This window comes from Sphingobacterium wenxiniae, assembly GCF_900116225.1.
Lineage (GTDB): Bacteria > Bacteroidota > Bacteroidia > Sphingobacteriales > Sphingobacteriaceae > Sphingobacterium > Sphingobacterium wenxiniae.
The window spans coordinates 24,890-42,653 of the sequence record NZ_FOZZ01000012.1 but is presented as its reverse complement, the minus strand read 5'-3'; the positions used below and the strand labels follow the sequence as shown (position 1 = coordinate 42,653).

15 protein-coding genes and 1 tRNA gene are annotated in these 17,764 nt (G+C 40.3%); 9 read left to right on the top strand and 7 right to left on the bottom strand.

All coding sequences use genetic code 11. The annotated features are described in order from the left end of the window. Positions 1-38: 38 nt before the first annotated feature. On the bottom strand, positions 39-2,039 hold the full coding sequence (locus BM375_RS14325; protein ID WP_093367059.1) for an FUSC family protein: 2,001 nt from the start codon (positions 2,037-2,039) through the stop codon (positions 39-41). A 227-nt stretch (positions 2,040-2,266) separates the two neighbouring features. On the opposite strand from BM375_RS14325, the gene BM375_RS14320 reads away from it, so the two are divergent. Then, the gene (locus BM375_RS14320; protein ID WP_093367057.1) at positions 2,267-3,058 is read left to right on the top strand and encodes an META domain-containing protein; all 792 of its coding nucleotides are present in this window, start codon (positions 2,267-2,269) and stop codon (positions 3,056-3,058) included. A gap of 206 nt (positions 3,059-3,264) precedes the next feature. On the opposite strand, the gene BM375_RS14315 is transcribed toward BM375_RS14320, so the two are convergent. After that, on the bottom strand, positions 3,265-4,551 hold the full coding sequence (locus BM375_RS14315) for a citrate synthase (protein ID WP_093367056.1): 1,287 nt from the start codon (positions 4,549-4,551) through the stop codon (positions 3,265-3,267). Between the two features lie 363 nt (positions 4,552-4,914). On the opposite strand from BM375_RS14315, the gene BM375_RS14310 reads away from it, so the two are divergent. Together BM375_RS14310 and BM375_RS14305 are read left to right on the top strand one after the other, a co-directional pair. After that, complete coding sequence (locus BM375_RS14310) at positions 4,915-5,277, top strand: BlaI/MecI/CopY family transcriptional regulator (RefSeq protein WP_093367135.1); 363 nt, start codon at positions 4,915-4,917, stop codon at positions 5,275-5,277. Between the two features lie 5 nt (positions 5,278-5,282). Then, complete coding sequence (locus BM375_RS14305; protein WP_093367054.1) at positions 5,283-7,280, top strand: M56 family metallopeptidase; 1,998 nt, start codon at positions 5,283-5,285, stop codon at positions 7,278-7,280. 332 nt (positions 7,281-7,612) lie between these two features. Here the strand turns inward: BM375_RS14305 and pth are convergent, their stop codons facing one another. After that, complete coding sequence (gene pth, locus BM375_RS14300; RefSeq protein WP_093367053.1) at positions 7,613-8,176, bottom strand: aminoacyl-tRNA hydrolase; 564 nt, start codon at positions 8,174-8,176, stop codon at positions 7,613-7,615. 133 nt (positions 8,177-8,309) lie between these two features. On the opposite strand from pth, the gene BM375_RS14295 reads away from it, so the two are divergent. The 4 genes from BM375_RS14295 to BM375_RS14280 are packed head-to-tail and all read left to right on the top strand — an operon-like array spanning position 8,310 to position 11,228. Then, on the top strand, positions 8,310-8,885 hold the full coding sequence (locus tag BM375_RS14295) for an RNA polymerase sigma factor (protein ID WP_093367051.1): 576 nt from the start codon (positions 8,310-8,312) through the stop codon (positions 8,883-8,885). Then, positions 8,878-9,678, top strand: coding sequence for a HEAT repeat domain-containing protein (locus tag BM375_RS14290; RefSeq protein WP_093367049.1), 801 nt, complete (start codon positions 8,878-8,880; stop codon positions 9,676-9,678). Before BM375_RS14295 ends, BM375_RS14290 begins: the two co-directional genes overlap by 8 nt. Before the next feature lie 33 nt (positions 9,679-9,711). Beyond that, positions 9,712-10,512 (top strand): DUF4097 family beta strand repeat-containing protein, encoded by an 801-nt coding sequence (locus BM375_RS14285; RefSeq protein WP_093367048.1) that lies wholly within the window; start codon positions 9,712-9,714, stop codon positions 10,510-10,512. After that, complete coding sequence (locus BM375_RS14280) at positions 10,509-11,228, top strand: hypothetical protein (protein ID WP_093367047.1); 720 nt, start codon at positions 10,509-10,511, stop codon at positions 11,226-11,228. Before BM375_RS14285 ends, BM375_RS14280 begins: the two co-directional genes overlap by 4 nt. A 100-nt stretch (positions 11,229-11,328) precedes the next feature. Here BM375_RS14280 and BM375_RS14275 read toward each other — a convergent pair whose 3' ends face one another. The 4 genes from BM375_RS14275 to BM375_RS14255 form a co-directional block, all read right to left on the bottom strand. Beyond that, on the bottom strand, positions 11,329-11,925 hold the full coding sequence (locus BM375_RS14275) for a 50S ribosomal protein L25/general stress protein Ctc (protein WP_093367045.1): 597 nt from the start codon (positions 11,923-11,925) through the stop codon (positions 11,329-11,331). 153 nt (positions 11,926-12,078) lie between these two features. Beyond that, positions 12,079-13,035 (bottom strand): ribose-phosphate pyrophosphokinase, encoded by a 957-nt coding sequence (locus BM375_RS14270; RefSeq protein ID WP_093367043.1) that lies wholly within the window; start codon positions 13,033-13,035, stop codon positions 12,079-12,081. 210 nt (positions 13,036-13,245) lie between these two features. After that, the gene (locus tag BM375_RS14260; RefSeq protein ID WP_170852680.1) at positions 13,246-13,695 is read right to left on the bottom strand and encodes a thiol-disulfide oxidoreductase DCC family protein; all 450 of its coding nucleotides are present in this window, start codon (positions 13,693-13,695) and stop codon (positions 13,246-13,248) included. A 46-nt stretch (positions 13,696-13,741) separates the two neighbouring features. Further along, positions 13,742-13,812: transfer RNA gene (locus BM375_RS14255), tRNA-Gln, on the bottom strand. 272 nt (positions 13,813-14,084) lie between these two features. On the opposite strand from BM375_RS14255, the gene BM375_RS14250 reads away from it, so the two are divergent. Continuing rightward, complete coding sequence (locus tag BM375_RS14250; protein WP_093367040.1) at positions 14,085-17,117, top strand: glycosyltransferase family 117 protein; 3,033 nt, start codon at positions 14,085-14,087, stop codon at positions 17,115-17,117. Between the two features lie 97 nt (positions 17,118-17,214). Continuing rightward, complete coding sequence (pyrR, locus tag BM375_RS14245) at positions 17,215-17,760, top strand: bifunctional pyr operon transcriptional regulator/uracil phosphoribosyltransferase PyrR (RefSeq protein WP_093367038.1); 546 nt, start codon at positions 17,215-17,217, stop codon at positions 17,758-17,760. Positions 17,761-17,764: the final 4 nt, after the last annotated feature.

The window sequence follows — 17,764 nt, the reverse complement described above, 5'->3', positions numbered from 1 at the left end:
AGAAAGAGTTTTTTAATAAAATATACTGGATTGGTAGATTATTTAGGTGTGGGAGAAAATTGTTGTGCTGAATCGTGTAAATCTTCAAGAAGTTCTTGTATAAAATGTAGTCGTTGTTGGAGGTTGTTTTCCATCTCTGAGGAAATAGAGGACTTGGTCAAGCTCACGGTAATTCCTAATAAATGGGCATGAATCCGATACGCCAGGCTTTGGAAATGGTTCATCTGCTGACGATCCTTACGGCGATTGATTGGGTCTTTTCGGAATTGCTCGGCATGGTCGTAGAATAAAGCTAAAGTCGTTTGTGCATGCTTGCGAACTAGGCGCAATTCGTAGGTACTGACAGCTTCCCCGTGAAGGGCTTCCTTCACTTTCTGATGATAACCCCGGAAATTGTCCAATAGGTTGTCGGTCACGTTGCTGACCATGCGACGTTGATTAATAGGAAGGGCAAAACAGCCCAAAATTGCAAAAGCAGAACCTAACAATGTGAATGCAAATCGGCTTCCTAAAATATCCCAAATATTTCCCTCGTGCACATTTAAAGAAAGGATGATTGCGATGGTAACGAATATAACGCTCACCAAATAGTCTGGTCTGTTGAATAGGAAAAAGCCATAAAGACATAGCGCCGCCAGAAATAACAGCAGTAAAGGCGAATGTATGAAAAAGGTCAGTATCATACCGATGATAATACCAAGTACAGAACCGACTATTCGCTGATAATTTCGCCGTTGCGTATTGCTGTAGCTTGGGCGTGCGACCAATATGATGGTTAATATCATCCATGAAGCATATTTATATTCAGGTAGGAAATAGCCGATAAGTCCGCTACAGCCTAAAAGCAGTGCCATCCGCAGTGCATATATAAAAATTGGAGAGCGGAAAGTTAGCTGTTTTCTTAGTGTGTTGATTTTTGGCTGAGCTGGTATAAAATGTTGGTAATGAACATCTGGAACAGAGGTAGGCTCTGCCTTGGACATATTGCTTTGTATGTCTCTTACGATGGTTAAGATTTGCCGGATATGGCTTATAACAGGATTTATCAACAGGTGGATATCAGGAGAAGCTTTGCGTTGCAGATTGTCCAAATCCCCTAAGCAGGACGAAATAATATGTTGATTGTACGCTACTTTTCTGGTCGAAATGTGGGTGCCATTACAAGCTTCTATCTCGTCAGATAGGGCGTAAATAGCTTTCCGGATAATGGGCAAAGCAGCCGTGTCTTTTAATTGCTCCCGAATGGTTTCGTAATCGTTGTCCACCGCCATCATCAGCTCGTATAAATCGATAAGGCTGTATGTTTTTGATAACCAATGGGAAGGAGAGGTGTCTTCGGATGTTAATAGCGTGGATTCGCGCAGTAGCAGCGAACGGACGTTCTCCAGCTGTTCGCTGACTTGAATATGTACTAAGCTGAGCTCATTGTATACCTGAGACAGGGAGATTTCCGTGTCGTAACATTTGGCCTTTGTACGTAAAAGCTGTGCCAATGTGCTGAACCCTTCCCGCATGGCGTATTGCAACGAACGATAGGGGCGTAGATATACTTGCAGAAGTGATAAGGAAAAGAACCAGACTGTACCCGTAAAAAAGGAGATGGAAAAAATTAAAGGAGAGTTTGGTTTTAACCCTATAGTAAAGCTTATTACAATTAGTGTTAATGTCCCGACGGTAGCGATTCGGCTTCCTAAGGCCAGTAACAAGGCGCACCCAAAACCTAATAAGGTTAATAGTATAGGTGTTAACCATAATGCGTCATGTAGGGAAAGGACTGTACTCGTACTTGCTATGAAAAATAAAGGGATGCACCAAAGTGCAGTTTGCTTTTTGTCCTGTCTGTTGCCGGGCAAGTCGGTTAATGAAGCTAATAAAGTGCCTACAGCAAAAGCTATTGCAATGTCTAAGTTTGTGGTATAAAATAGTAATACGGCAGGAATGCAGATTGCCAAAATATTCCGTAAAGCATCTTTACTGGATTCTTTTGTGAAGAATCGGTAAATAGAATCAAAAACCAAATGTAAGTTTGTATTGCTCATTTATAATTTGCTACAAAGCTATGGAAAATAGATTTTATAAGAATAATATTTTTTAATAAAGATTGTTTTGTGGAATAATATTTTGCGAATATGGCATGCTTGTTGCATATCGTTGGGAAATGTCGTCTTAACGAGCAAGAGGAAAATATATTCTTCTGTTGATTCTGTAGCGAGATAACAAGGTTTTTCGTTGGATGATAGCAATGTAGAATTTAAAGAATAGATTTATGAAAAAAATGAATGTAAGCTATATGATGATAGCTTTGGTCGCAATGTTAAGCAGTTGTTCTGTGAAGAAAGCTACAGAAGTAGCTACTTCAGATATTGTCGGTAAGAAATGGCAATTAATAGAGCTGGAAGGAAATCCTGTTGCTGACAAGGTAAATGGGAAGGTGCCTTTTTTAGAATTACGTACAGAAGATAGCACTTATGCGGCCAGTGGAGGATGTAACGGTATCGGTGGTAAATACGAGTGGGCGAAGAATAACGGTATTAAATTCAGTATGGGGGTGTCAACGATGATGGCCTGTCAGGATATGAGTGCCGAAAATGGATTAAGAAATCTATTTGGCAAAGCTGAGAACTACCGTTTGGAGAACGATACTTTAGTGTTTTCTTCAGAAAATGGTTCTGTGCTTGCGAAGTTCAAACTGGCTAATGAAACGAAGGAAAATGATATAGCCCTGCTTGACGGCACTTGGGAATTGGATTATGTCATGGATCCTGATGGAAAGGATTTCACTGCGCTTTATCCTGAGAAGAAACCTATACTGACATTCGAAGCTGGTTCAAGCAAAGTAACAGGGAATAGCAGCTGTAATAATTTTACCGGAAATGTAACTGTTGAAGGGCATAATATTGGATTCTCTCCTTTGGGTATGACTAAAATGGCTTGCCCAGGAGAAGGGGAAGGTGTATTTGTAGATGCATTAGAAAAGGTAAACAGATTTGATATACAAGATAATGCCTTACATTTCATAATGGGTGATATCGCTATTATGCGTTTCCAGAAAAAATAGAGAGGGTCTGGAAAATTTTTAACCCATTGAACAAACTCGTTCCCGAAAGCATTCGGGACGAGGAAGTATGACGAAGCAATCTGTGTTTGTTCCGTCACGAGATTGCTTCGTTTCCTCGCAATGACGTGACGACGAACTTTTCGCCTTTGATATTGATAAAAAAAGTCCCGAAGTTCATTTCGGGACTTTTTTATGTGTTCTATTTATTAACGATTTTCGATATCGACATAATCGCGTGCGGTTGCGCCAGTATATACTTGACGTGGACGACCGATAGGCTCTTTGTTGTCACGCATTTCTTTCCATTGAGCAATCCATCCTGGAAGACGACCCAAAGCAAACAAAACGGTGAACATTTCGGAGTCAAAACCTAAGGCTTTGTAGATAATACCCGAGTAGAAGTCTACATTTGGATACAACCTTCTGTCGATAAAATATTGGTCGTTCAGTGCCGCTTCTTCTAATTGTTTTGCAATGGATAATACGGGATCGTTTACACCTAATTTCTCCAAGATATCATCACATGCCTTTTTGATGATTTTTGCACGAGGATCAAAGTTTTTATAAACACGGTGACCGAAGCCCATTAAACGGAACGGATCGTTCTTATCTTTGGCTTTGGCAAGATATTTTTCAGCATCGCCACCATCTTTCTGGATTGCTTCCAACATCTCGATTACTGCTTGGTTGGCTCCACCATGTAGTGGTCCCCATAGCGCATTGATGCCAGCTGAAATCGATGCATATAAGTTAGCGTTGGATGAACCAACAATGCGTACAGTTGATGTAGAACAGTTCTGTTCGTGATCTGCGTGTAGAATCAATAACTTATGCATGGCGCTAATGACAACAGGGTCAAAGGTTGTTTCGCCTGTTACCTCGCCGAAAATCATATTCAGAAAGTTCTCGATATAGCCAAAGTTGTTCTTAGGATAAACCACTGGCTGACCTAGTGATTTTTTATGAATCCATGAAACGATTGTAGGCATCTTTGCCAACAAGTTGATGATGGTCTTGTTTTCCTCTTCTTCTGTAGGGTTTGGGTTCAGTGATTCTGGGTAGAATGCGGACAAAGCACCGACCAAACAAGAAAGCTGACCCATAGGATGGGATTTAGAAGGAAATCCTACGAAGAAATTTTTCATATCCTCGTGGATCATCATTTGTTTGCGGATGTCTGTGCGGAATTTCTCTAAAAGATCTTTAGAGGGGAGTTCCCCATAGATCAGTAAATAAGCGACCTCTAAAAATGTAGATTTCTCTGCCAATTGTTCGATAGAATAACCTCTATGGCGAAGAATGCCCTGCTCGCCATCTAAAAAAGTGATAGCGCTTTTGGTAGCTCCTGTGTTTTTAAAACCTGGGTCTAAAGTAATATATCCGGATTGATCTCTCAATTTAGAGATGTCAATGGCTTTCTCATTCTCCGTTCCTACGATAATAGGAAGTTCGTAGGCTGAACCTTCTACGTTTATTGTTGCTTTATCTGACATATTTAATTTTGACTTATTGTACAAATGTATAAAAATGAAAATAATATTTCGTTTTCACAATTTATTTAAAAAACACGGTTTCGTCATTTTATATAGAAAAAGGTTATGTGATGTTGGTTTATTGATGTCTCTTATAAGTTTTCTCTATTTCTTCAAAAGAGAAACTTAATAATAATATAACGTTAGTTTGCGGTAAGAATAAGGTTTTTCATCCGAGGCGGATTGAAATTTACACAATCAACGTTGCCTGTTCTCACCCCTATTTGCAACAAGGGTATTACATACTCATATCTAAAAAAAGCTAAAATAAATTTGGTTAATTACGATTTTTTCGTAAAATTGCTAAAATTTAATATATTGATTATGCAAAAGTTGACTATACAAGAAGAAGAAGCGATGCTGTCCATCTGGCAGTTGAATGGCGGGTTCGTAAAAGAAGTTTTGGATAATTTAAAAGTAGAGAAACCACCTTATACTACATTGGCCTCAACCATTAAGAACCTGGAGCGTAAGGGGTATGTGAAAGCTGTTAAATATGCCAATGCAAAGCGTTATGAGCCTATTATTTCGGAAAGTGAGTATAAAGCGAAATTTATGAACCATTTTGTAGGCGATTATTTCCGAAACTCTTATAAGGAAATGGTGTCTTTCTTTGTGAAAGAAGAAAAGCTGTCCGAAAACGAACTGAAAGAAATCATGGATATGATTAAGAACAATAAAACCTAAGGACTATGGATTCTTTATTGACATATATTGTACAGGTCAATATCTTGTTGGGCGTGGTGTATATTGGGTATTATGCGCTCTTAAAATCGTTGACTTTTTATCAGTTAAACCGTCTGTACTTCCTGCTGGGAGGAGCTTTTTCCTTAATTTATCCGTTTTTAGATATCCGTTCTTGGTTTCAAAGGCATGTCGAACCGGTTGGCGAGTTAGTAGATTTTTTACCAATGTTGCCTGCACAGGAAGTTATCTCTCAAAACTGGACGATTGAGACTGTACTTTATGTTACTATCGGTGCCGGTGCGATCTTCTTATTTGGTAAGTTACTGTTGCAACTGTTGAGTCTGTTGCGTATACATTTACATTCTGTAGAAGATTCCTGGAAAGCCTATATTTATCGGAATGTTCTGTTTCCTATTGTTCCGTTTTCCTTTTTCAATCGTATATACCTTAATAAAGAGCAACATCAGGATGTAGAGCTGTATGATATTTTTGAGCATGAAGATATCCATGTGAAGGGATTGCATACAGTTGATGTTCTGTTTTTTGAGTTACTGCTAAGTGTTTGCTGGTACAACCCTTTGGTATGGTTGATGCGGAAAGCCGTTCGTCAAAATCTGGAATTCCTGACGGATCAACAGGTACTCAATAAAGGGGTGGACAAACAATCCTACCAATATTCCTTGTTGAACGTATCGAAACAAGGTGTGGCGGTAGGTGTATCTAATCAATTTAATTTCAAGTTACTCAAAAAACGCATTAGTATGATGAATAAGAAACGTTCTTCCAAGTTGGAGTTGAGTAAATATGCTTTTATTCTTCCGCTGGTTATTTTTGCTGCCGGAGCATTTACAGTAAGCAAAGCGGATGGAAAGATCACCGAAGTTGTAGAGCTGGCGCGAGAAACGGAAGTGGCGGTGATTAAGAATATGTTGCAGAAGCCAGATACTGCCAAACTTGTTTTTGTTGCTGAAGATGGCGAAAGGAAAGTCTTTGAAGCAAGGCCGACATCTGATTCTTCTAGACAGCTAGGTCAGGGAAGGTATATTCTGGATGGTAAAGAAGTCTCCTTTAAAGAGATTAAGCAATTGAAAGCAGAAGATATTGAATCTGTTTCTGTGAATTTTGATGCAAAAAATAAAGATGATAAATTTCCTGATTTTGGTGATATAAAGGAAACAGCTTATGATTATGTCAATATCAAGACGAAATCCTATACTGGGACACTTGTGCCAAGCGGTCAGTTCTCTCGGATTGTACTTCGTAAGAACTCTATTGAAGAGCCTTTATTTATTGTTGACGGACAAAGGAAAGCGAAGGGGTATAATATAAACGATATACAGCCTGACGATATCGAATCTATCCATGTTTGGAAAGATGAAACAGCTGTTGTGAAATTCGGATCGGATGCAAAAGACGGTGTTGTTGAAATTACGCTGAAAGACAAAAAGAATCCAACAGTAACCGTGAAAGCTTTTGGAGAGAAGAAAAAAGCAGAAGAGAGAGAATTGTCATTATCCAACGGAAAAATATTGGGTTTTGGAATGAGGCAAGATTCAACGTTGAACAAAGTTAGGATTAGTTCTTTTCGTGTAAAAGGTGTCGGTGAAAATGGTTCTCCTCTGATTATAATAGACGGAGTGGAGAAAGACGATAAAACTTTGCAAAAGATAGACCCTAACAGCATCGAATCCGTGACGGTACTCAGAGATGAGTCTGCGGCAGCGCTCTATGGCTCAAAAGGAAAGGATGGTGTTCTGCTGATTACAACTAAAAAGAATAAAGACAGCGGTAAGGAGATGAAAGAAATCGTCGTAGTCGGCAAAAAAGCAGAAGTTAGTATAGCTGCTGTGGATTACTCAGACGATGATACGTTTTTTATCGATGGAAAGGCTGTGTCCAAAAATGAGTTCAAAGCTGTTCCGGAAGAAAAGATAGAATGGAAAATCGGTTCGGGAAAAAAGGAGGGTAAGGGTACAAAAAGAGAGATTCATACGAAGAAATAAGAGAGATAATTAGATCGATAAAAAATAGCCTTTCTTGCGTGAGCAAGAAAGGCTATTTTTATTATTTCAAATCTTTAAAGAAAACCGGTGTATTCCCGTAAAGGACTGTAGAACCGTCCTACTTTTCGATAAACTGTTACTGAATCAGCAGAGGCGATAGCGTACGTTGTTTCAGCTCATTCACTTTAGCTTCTGCCTGTACGATGAGTTTTTTTATCTCGAAAATAATATACGGAAAAATATGGTGTTTTCCAGATAAATTTATGCAATTCGGTGATAGGCGGTTTATCCATCCGAAATTTCTATAATTTCGGATGGATGTTATCTACAGACTATTTTGTGTTGAGGTTGGTCATTGTCAGTTCGACGCCAATATTCACAAAGCTCTGTACCATTTTAACAGCATGATCAATCAATGCGGGAAGTTCTTTTTGCTCTTCGGGGTCGAAGGCCCCTAAAACGTAATCAACTTGTCGTCCTTTCGGATAGTTGTCGCCAATTCCGAAGCGTAGGCGTGCATAGTTTTGTCCGCCGCAAGTCGCCTCAATGGAACGTAGGCCATTGTGTCCAGCGGCAGAACCTTTGGGTTTTATCCGTAAAGAGCCAAAAGGAATAGCCAAATCGTCTACAATCACCAATACGTTGCTGATTGGGACCTTCAATTGCTGCATCCAGTAGTTCATTGCTTTTCCGCTCAGGTTCATATAAGTTGTGGGCTTGATCATATACACGTTCCTGCCACGTTGCTTGAATTCTGTGTAGTATGCCAGTTTCATTAATGACCAGCTAACCCCTGTTTGTTTAGCAACTTCGTCCGCTACCATAAAACCTATATTATGACGTGTGTCCTCGTATTCTTTACCGATATTTCCTAATCCGACGATTAAATAATTCATACCTGCAAAAATAAGGAATAGTATTGAGTATCGGGAACTGCATATGGAGAAAGGGGGGGGGGGCAAAAAATAAATAAAAAATGAGCAACATTTCCCTTTATCTTGCGACTATATAGTAGAAACAGTTTAAAGATTGGATGAATTGAAAGCGGTAGCTTCAGATAACATAAGTGATAAAGAACTAATAGACCGATGTTTGTCGGGGAAAGAGGATGGTTATACTATGTTGTACCATAGGTATGCAAAATCTATTTTCAATTCTATCTACCGTTTGCTAGGCGACGTCCAGGAGTCTGAAGACCTGTTGCAGGAAGTTTTCTTAATGGTATTCTCCGAAATGCCTAAGATGAAAGAACTGCGTAGTTTTCCGGCGTGGGCAAATCGCGTAGCGATTAACAGATCCATATCACAGCTCCGAAAGAAGAAGATTTACTTTACGGTAATTGAGGATGCCACAATTATAGATACGAGCGAGGAGGAGATTAGTGCAAAGCAATCTTTAGAAGGTAAAATTGAGGATGTGCAGCAGGCAATAGCTGAGCTTCCGTTAGAAACGAGGACAATTGTTAACCTGTTTCTTTTTGAAGATATGCCCCAGCAGGAGATTGGGGAGTTGCTCGGACTGTCTCACAATACAGTCAGAAGTCAATATCACAGGGCTAAGAGAAAAATAATGCAGAAGTTAAAACAGAGGAGTTATCATGAATGATCCGTTGAAAAAGTTTGTTGATAAGCACCGAGAGGAATTTGATGATTTAGAGCCTTCAGCAGAAATCTGGAAAAAGATTAGTGGGCAGATAAAACCGAATGCATCAGATGAAAAAATCAAAAGATTATATGTACTGACCCGCTGGGCGATAGTAGCATCTGTTCTCCTTGTGTTTGGGATAGGTCTGTTTTTGTTGCAGAACAAAGAAATACCGACGGAGCAAGTTGCTAAAACAAAGCATTCTACACCAAAAGAGGAGCCTGTAAGTTTTACAGAGGAGCCAGGTTCTTTACAAAAAAAAGAAGAGACCAAGAGTAAAGTGCAGCCAACGCTTGTTTTGGCTCCCAAACGTAAAGAACCGCTATCTATAGAAGTTAAGGGGGATATTTATCAAACTGAGAAAGACGCTGTTCTGCAGTTGCTCGCAGACGAAGAATCTCCAAGTGCCAGGATTTCGGGGTTGATAAAAACCAATAAGCTAAACCATATTGATGATGAACTGATGAATGTGGTTGTGGAATATGCAATAAATGATGAAAATAGTAATGTTCGGCTAGCGGCAGTCGATGTACTGGTAGCCCACATAACGGAATCCCGAGCGTCAGATTTGTTAATAAAAGCTTTTGTGAAGCAGGATGATCCTATTGTTCAGACTGAACTGATCGATATTATTTCAAATCTTGGCAATATGAGTGAACGGATCGAGGTGGAACAAAAGTTAGTGGCGTTGACAGAGGATCCAATGGCAGAGTCTTTTGTCAAAGACATGGCGTATGCAGTATTGTTAAAATAAAATAGTAACACCATTTAAATTAAAAAGTAATATATGAAAAAGAAGTTTGTAATTATGATGTCTTTGCTTTCGTTTGCCCTATATGGGGTTGCGCAGACAAATGACGACATCCAAAACGAGCAAGTTAAGACGTATAAGCTGGCAAAGCGTACCGGGAAGTTGGAGGTCGATCTTGCTGGGGTTGTCATTGAGGGGTATTCGGGGAATGAGATTGTTTTTTCTTCCTTAGGAAAGCCTGGGGGAGAGGATGAGCGAGCGAAAGGTCTGCGCGCGATCAATGGATTGGGCGTGGTAGATAATACAGGGCTTGGTATTAATGTTTCGGAGGAAAATGGAGCAGTCAAAGTAACACAATTGAATAGTGCGAGTGCACTAAATATGAAAATATTGGTGCCGCATGGAATGGCGATTGCATTTGACCATCAATCTCATTTTGGAGGAGGGGGAAAGACTGTGTTCAGAAATATCCAGAGTGAGGTCGAAGTGTCTACCAAATTCAATAATATTGAGCTTGAAAATATTACCGGGCCAGCTACGATAAAAACGGTTCATGGTAGTGTCGATGCTGTCTTTAGCGGAAATGTAAAAGGCCCTATATCCATTGTGTCTATCCACGGGGCTGTTGATGTCACTGTCCCTCAGAATATTCATGCAGATTTGAAGATGAACACCAGGCATGGAGAACTGCTGGTAGCTCCAGAATTGAATATTAATATTCAACAAGAAGGAGAGATGATTCGGTACAGTAATCAAGTTGTCGGTAAAATAAATAATGGAGGGACACCTCTTGACCTTCGTTCAGATCATGATAGGATATATTTAAGAACAAAATGAAAAGATTGATACTCATAGTGATAGGTATTGCTAATGGTGTTGCCTTTTCACAGACTCCGATAAGCAAGAGTTATAATGTTCCGACGGGAAAAAGCATTTCCTTCAAATTTGATTACCCTAAGCTTATCCAGTTAGAGACTTGGGATGGTGATGAGGTTCTTGTGACAGGTACTGTCAACATTAATGATGGAAAAAACGATGATAGGTTTCAATTGCGGGAATCCACGGAAGGAGAGGAGTTTGTATTGGAGGGCAGTGTTAACCCGAAGGAAATTCCGTCTCGGGTAAAGGCTATTGACGGAAAAGATACACTTACTTTTGAGACCAAAGAAGAATTTACAAGTTATCAGAAAACGCATAACCGTACTTTTAGCACAGTAAATATAGGGGCAGATATGCAAATTCAGTTGAAAATCAAGGTGCCTCGGAAGTTAGCTGCGCGTGTAGAATCGACTTATGGTCTTGTTGAGGTGAAGGGGTTTGATGGCAATATAACCGTAGATGCCAAATACGGGGGAATAGATGCCACCATAAAAACAAAGTCAATGGGCGAACTCTCTGCCCAAACTTCGTACGGAACAATTTATTCCAACTTGGATGTTCAATTCAGTAGTGTGGAGTTTAAAAATTTCCGTCATCATATTAAGACATCCTTGGGCAATGGTCCAACCAACCAATTCAAATCCACATACGGCAATATTTATTTGCGGAAATAAGGAAAGTGTGTCGGCATGACAAAAAAGTTTGCAGTATAAAAAAAGCACCGAAAATTTTCGGTGCTTTTCTATTTAAAGTAGCTAGTACTAACTACTAAAATTATTTTTTACCGCCTTTAGCTGCTTTAGCTGCTTCTTGCTCTGCTTGACGCAATGCACGAGACATGATAACAGATACGATTGTATCGTCAGCATTGTTCAATACTTTTGCGTTTTCTAAAGTTACTTGACCAACACGGTATGATTTACCAACTTCCAAAGATTCCATAGGAACTTCGATAACTTGAGGCAAGTTGTTTGGTAATGCTTTTACGCGTAGTTTACGTAATTTCTGTACCAATTTACCCCCCATTTTAACACCTGGAGAAGTACCTGTCAATTTGATAGGAATATTTACGGAAACTTCTTTGTCATCTGACAATTCTAAAAAGTCTACGTGAGTTACCACATCAGTAAGTGGGTGGAATTGTGCTTCTTGAACGATAGCTCTTGCTTTTTTACCGTCGATGTCTAATTCTACGAATACAACATCAGCTGTGTAAAGAGCCGGTTTCAAATCAGCTGCGGATACAGAAAGGTGGGTTTGCTCTTTACCACCATAAAGAACTGCAGGAATATTTCCTTCGTAACGCAATTCTTTTGCATCTCTTTTCCCTACGTTCTGTCTTGCAGAACCGCTAATAGCAATTGATTTCATTTGTTATAAATTATTAAATTTTGAGGTGCAAAGATAGTTTTATTATTTGATATGTAAAAACTTTAATTGCTATCCCTTATTTTAAAGTTATCAAAGCTATGGAGGTAAGCAACGTAATCCATCACTATCTTCACTACCATAGCCTTTGACCCTTTATTTTATTTCGAATAAGTCGGAAATAGAACCGTGTTCGTTGACATTTTTAATTGCGCCAGCAAACAATTTATCTGTAGATAAAACTTTGATTTTGCTACAGTTTTTTGCTTTTTCGGCATCCAACTGAATCGTATCTGTCACGATCATTTCAGACAATACTGAGTTTTCAATTGTCTCATATGCTTTGCCGGAAAGTACAGCGTGTGTACACACAGCTCTAACTGAATTTGCACCGTTCTCCATAATTAAAGCGGCAGCTTTGGATAATGTGCCGGCTGTATCACAGATGTCGTCAATCAATACGACGTCTTGCCCTTTTACATCACCGATAATCGACATGGATTCGATTTCGTTGGCACGTTTACGGCGTTTGTCACAGATAATAACTTCTGCATTGAAGAACTTCGCAAACGTACGTGCACGATATGAACCACCCATGTCAGGAGAGGCGATAGTCAGGTTTGGCAGGTTTAGCGACTTGATATAAGGAACGAAGATAATCGAACCGTCAAGATGATCTACCGGAATATCAAAGAACCCTTGAATCTGCGCTGCGTGCAGGTCCATCGTCATGATGCGGTGAGCTCCAGCTGCCATAATCAAGTTGGCAATCAGCTTTGCGCCAATGGCCACACGTGGTTTGTCTTTTCTGTCCTGGCGTGCAAAACCAAAATACGGAACAACGACTGTGATATAATGCGCTGAAGCACGCTTTGCAGCGTCAATCATAAGCAGTAATTCAAGAAGGTTGTCGGTAGGTTGGTTGGTGGATTGGATGAGGAAAATGTCACTTCCGCGAACAGATTCATTGTAAAATGGCTGGATTTCTCCGTCGCTAAACTTGGATAAGGTTATGTCGCCTAAAGGCTTGCCATAAGATTTAGCGATTTTTTCTGCGAGTTCTACCGTTCCCGAACCGGCGAACAGTTTTACCGTGTTAAATTGCAAAGGCATTATATGCGAATTTTATGTTGGGTTAATTGAAAATTTTATTTCCGTAACATTATGCAACTGAGAAAGTTGTCCCACCTGGATTCGAACCAAGACTAAATGAACCAAAATCACTTGTACTACCCTTATACTATGGGACAAAACTTTTTCAAAAAGACCACGTCTCCTATAGGGCGCAAAGTTAGCTAATAGTTTGTGAAAACAAAATTGTTTTTACACTTGTTCGATTTGCTGTGTTTTTCCAGAATCGTGGAAAAAACGTTGCCTATCTTTTGGTGAAGGCAATACGCAACTTGCAGTTGGCCAGAGTTTTTTTCTCCGTCTGGCTATGCCTTCGTACATCCAATCGGCCCACCTATCAGGGATACACTTTCCTATACTGCCTAAAAAGAGGTAAGGTTGCTTAAGAAAAGAGGTAAGAAGTATAACCGCTTTACTCTTGCGGTAGAACTTGCCTTGATGGTACACCAAGATGGAAGAAAAATCATGGGTAACAGCATGAGCTTGGAAAAGTTCTTCTGCAAAAGCACTTTGTAATGGGGAAAATCGTAAGCTGCTGTCCTTCTCATGGTTGAGCATGAACTGCACCGTGCGATCGCAAAATCCGCAATCGCCATCATAGAATAAGATGGTCGGGTGATTTGTATCGTGCTGTGCTTGCATAAGTGTAAATATACGAAAAGAGGTCAGCATTTGCTGACCTCTTTTGTTGACCCACCTGGATTCGAACCAAGACTAAATGAACCAAAATCACTTGTACTACCCTTATACTATGGGTCAATCATTGTCAGAAGAAACAGTGCTTGTTTGTTTTGACGATGCAAATATAAGGCAGATTTTATTATTGCCAAAACTTTTTTTGCTAAAAGACGTATTGAGACTGATTTTCAGTTGGATATTTTTTATTTGGAAGAGATGGCGATGATGGAAGTTGCGGAGGTGGTATGTATTATACCGGTAAAGGTTTCGTTAAAATTGTAAATAAAGTTTCATTGTCGCTTAGTATTCCTTATTTTCGAGCCGAAATTTAGGATAACTATATCGTAATAAGAATGAATTACAATAAGATTAATAACCTTTTGGGGTGGATTTGCGCTGCTATTGCCACTTTTGTGTACATACTCACCGTTGAACGTACGGTAAGTTGGTGGGATTGTGGGGAGTTCATTGCCTCGGCATATAAGATGCAGATTGTCCATCAACCAGGAGCACCTTTGTTCCTAATGGTAGAAAATGTTTTTTCCAATTTTGCGATGGGTGATGTCACCAAAATAGCCTTTTGGATGAATGTGGGCTCGGCAGTGTCGAGTGGACTAACGATTCTCTTCTTGTTCTGGACAATCACAGCTCTGGCCAGGAAAATCTTTGTAGGGCCAGATCGCCTAAAAGAGTTGACAAGCCAACAATTGTTTATCACGATGGCTTCGGGAGCTGTAGGAGCTTTAGCTTATGCTTTTACCGATACTTTTTGGTTTTCCGCAGTGGAAGCAGAGGTTTATGCCATGTCATCTTTATGTACGGCTGTGGTCTTCTGGGCAATCCTCAAATGGGAAGTGCGAGCAGATGAACCTGGGGCAGACCGTTGGTTGGTCTTGATCGCATATGTCATGGGACTTTCGATCGGCGTACACTTGTTGAACCTTTTGGTGATTCCAGCAATCGCTTTGGTTATCTATTTCCGTAAGGTAAAAGAAAGCACGTCTGCAGGTATCTTAAAATCCTTGGGGATTGGTGTGGTGGTCTTAGGGCTTATCCTATGGGGCGTGATTCAATATTCGATTAAGTTAGCGGCATATTTTGACCTGTTTTTCGTCAATACGTTAGGTATGGGCTTCGGTAGCGGAGCGGCTGTGTTTGCGCTATTGGTGATAGGCGGGTTGGTTTACGGTATTTTCTATTCTATTAAAAAGGCAAAGCCTATTCTGAATATTGCACTTCTAAGTGTTGCCTTTATTCTTTTCGGTTATAGCTCCTTTGCAATGATTATGATTCGTGCAAAGGCGAATCCGACACTAAATAATAGTGATCCAGACAATGCTTTTACTTTCCTGAGTTACCTGAACCGTGAACAGTATGGTGATGAGCCTTTGTTTAAAGGAAGGTTTTTTGACTCGCGGCCTACAGATATGACCGAGGGTAAAAAAGTGTACCGTAAAGATGGCGACAGATATGTCGTTGCGAAGCGTACCTCGGATTATACATATGATAAGGAGACCCTTTTTCCAAGGATTTATTCGGAGAAAAACGGTCACCCGACTTATTATAGAGACTATTTGGGCTTAGGGCCTAATGATTCCCCGACTTTTGCAGACAATCTGAAATTCTTTTTTGGTTATCAAGTTGGGCATATGTATGGCCGTTATTTCCTTTGGAATTTTGCTGGTCGTCAAAATGACCAACAGGGACAAGGTGGTAATACAGAAGGCAACTGGATAAGCGGGATTAAACCGATTGATAATCTGTTGTGGGGAGGGCAGGACGCATTGCCCACATCTGCAAAAACCGATCCATCGCGCAATACTTATTTCTTCCTGCCATTAATTATAGGACTGATAGGTGCTTTTTGGCATTTCAATCGCAGGCAACGTGATGCCGGTGTGGTAGGCTTGTTGTTTTTCTTTACAGGGCTGGCTATTGTCTTGTACCTTAATCAGACACCAATGCAGCCCCGGGAAAGGGATTATGCCTATGCAGGCTCTTTTTATGCTTTTGCTATCTGGATAGGTTTGGGCGTATTGGCTATTGCTGATTTCTTGATGTCCAAGAAAGTGAACGCAAAAACAGCGGGATTAGTAGCTACCGCGGCAGGTGTATTGGCTGGTCCGGTTATCTTGATCGCGCAGAACTATGATGACCATAACCGTTCGGAGAAATCTTTGGCGCTGGATATGGCGAAGAACTATCTGGAATCTTGTGCGCCGAATGCTATTCTTTTCAGCTACGGTGATAACGATACGTATCCTTTATGGTATGCGCAAGAGGTTGAAGGTTTCCGTACGGATGTGCGTGTGGTGAACCTGAGTTTGCTGAGCGCGGATTGGTACATGCGACAGATGATGGAAAAAGTGAATGATGCAGATGCCTTGCCGATCAATATCGACCCTCAGTTGATTAAAGACGGTGTGCGTGATGTGATTTATTACAATGACTACAATATCCCAGGTTATGTACCTGTAGAGGATTTGTTGAAAGTTATGCTTTCGGACAATCCGCAGAACAAAGCACAATTGCAAAATGGTGAATTTGTCAATATTCTTCCAACGCAAAAAATGGAACTTGCGGTAAACAAGGATGTTGTTATTGCCAATAACGTGGTCCCAAAAGATTGGGAATCCAATATTGTGGATACTATGCGTTGGACGTATAACCAACGTTATGTCAGCCGTGCAGAATTGTCCATGTTGTCTATCTTAGCAAATAACAATTGGAAACGTCCAGTTTATTTCACGATTACGACACCAGAAGACAACTATATGGGCTTAGATCGTTTTATGGTTAGTGAAGGTTTTGCTTATCGTTTGATGCCTGTTGATTTTGGTTTGGAGGAAGGCGACCCGAGTGCTATTGAAAATGTTGACCAGATCTATGACAACATTATGAACAAGTTCTCTTGGGGCAATATAGGAAAAGCATCTTATATTGATCCGGATTCTTACCGCTATATTAGCATGTATGTCGGTAGTATATTTGGCCAGACTGCGCAGCAATTATTATCTGCCGGAGAGCAGGAGAAGGTAAAAAATCTGGTGAACAATGCATACGAGAATATGCCTAAAAGAGCTTTCTTGATGTCGGAAGTCATGAGCTACGTATCTCTGGTGGATGCTATGTACAAAGTAGGTGAGGTAGACAAGGCCAATGAGATTGTGGGACGTAACCTGAAATTCATCCGCGAAAATATGGTATATTATGAAGCCATCGCAGAAACCAAAACCAATCTGGAACTCCGCAATATGCGTTTCGGTTTGGCATCCATACAACGTTACAAGCAAGTCTTGGATGAAACCAGTCAAGAAGCTTTGAAAAAAGAAGTGAACGACTTGTTCAATGTATATAGACATTATTTTGAAGCTGCTGGTCAGTAATATTGTTATACTTCCGGAGTCCTCATGACTTCGGAAGTATAATTTTCCTCTTCGGAAGTATAAAAAAATACCCTATTTTTGCTTAAACATTCCCATCATGAAGCAATCGAATTTATTAGAAGGAGCTAAGTTTCAGATAACAATCAAACGTCTTTGTCAACAACTGATTGAAAATCATGGTGATTTTTCTGATGCGGTTTTGATCGGTATCCAACCAAGGGGTACATATTTAGCCAAACGTATCCAAAAGGAAATCAAATCTATAACAGGAGTGGAGGTGCAACTGGGGATTTTGGATATTACCTTTTATCGGGATGATTTTCGTATGAAAGGATCCAGCCCATTAGCCGCCAACAGCACCCAGATTGATTTTATGGTGGACGGGAAATCGGTAATTCTGATTGATGATGTACTTTGGACAGGTAGAACTATCCGCTCGGCAATGGACGCTATGCAAGCGTTTGGGCGTTCGGGCAAGATGGAATTGATGGTGCTGGTAGACCGTCGGTTTTCCAGACAGATTCCTATCCAGCCAGACTATATCGGTATACAGGTTGACTCCATCGACTCGCAGAAAGTAATTGTTAGCTGGGAAGAAGTGGACGGAGTCGATAGCATCGAATTGGTGACAGAAAAACAATAAGGAC

Coding starts and splice junctions, on each gene's coding strand:
- BM375_RS14325 (WP_093367059.1), bottom strand. CDS start 2,039: ATGAGCAATACAAACTTACATTTGGTTTTTGATTCTATTTACCGATTC.
- BM375_RS14320 (WP_093367057.1), top strand. CDS start 2,267: ATGAAAAAAATGAATGTAAGCTATATGATGATAGCTTTGGTCGCAATG.
- BM375_RS14315 (WP_093367056.1), bottom strand. CDS start 4,551: ATGTCAGATAAAGCAACAATAAACGTAGAAGGTTCAGCCTACGAACTT.
- BM375_RS14310 (WP_093367135.1), top strand. CDS start 4,915: ATGCAAAAGTTGACTATACAAGAAGAAGAAGCGATGCTGTCCATCTGG.
- BM375_RS14305 (WP_093367054.1), top strand. CDS start 5,283: ATGGATTCTTTATTGACATATATTGTACAGGTCAATATCTTGTTGGGC.
- pth (WP_093367053.1), bottom strand. CDS start 8,176: ATGAATTATTTAATCGTCGGATTAGGAAATATCGGTAAAGAATACGAG.
- BM375_RS14290 (WP_093367049.1), top strand. CDS start 8,878: ATGAATGATCCGTTGAAAAAGTTTGTTGATAAGCACCGAGAGGAATTT.
- BM375_RS14285 (WP_093367048.1), top strand. CDS start 9,712: ATGAAAAAGAAGTTTGTAATTATGATGTCTTTGCTTTCGTTTGCCCTA.
- BM375_RS14280 (WP_093367047.1), top strand. CDS start 10,509: ATGAAAAGATTGATACTCATAGTGATAGGTATTGCTAATGGTGTTGCC.
- BM375_RS14275 (WP_093367045.1), bottom strand. CDS start 11,925: ATGAAATCAATTGCTATTAGCGGTTCTGCAAGACAGAACGTAGGGAAA.
- BM375_RS14270 (WP_093367043.1), bottom strand. CDS start 13,035: ATGCCTTTGCAATTTAACACGGTAAAACTGTTCGCCGGTTCGGGAACG.
- BM375_RS14260 (WP_170852680.1), bottom strand. CDS start 13,695: ATGCAAGCACAGCACGATACAAATCACCCGACCATCTTATTCTATGAT.
- BM375_RS14250 (WP_093367040.1), top strand. CDS start 14,085: ATGAATTACAATAAGATTAATAACCTTTTGGGGTGGATTTGCGCTGCT.
- pyrR (WP_093367038.1), top strand. CDS start 17,215: ATGAAGCAATCGAATTTATTAGAAGGAGCTAAGTTTCAGATAACAATC.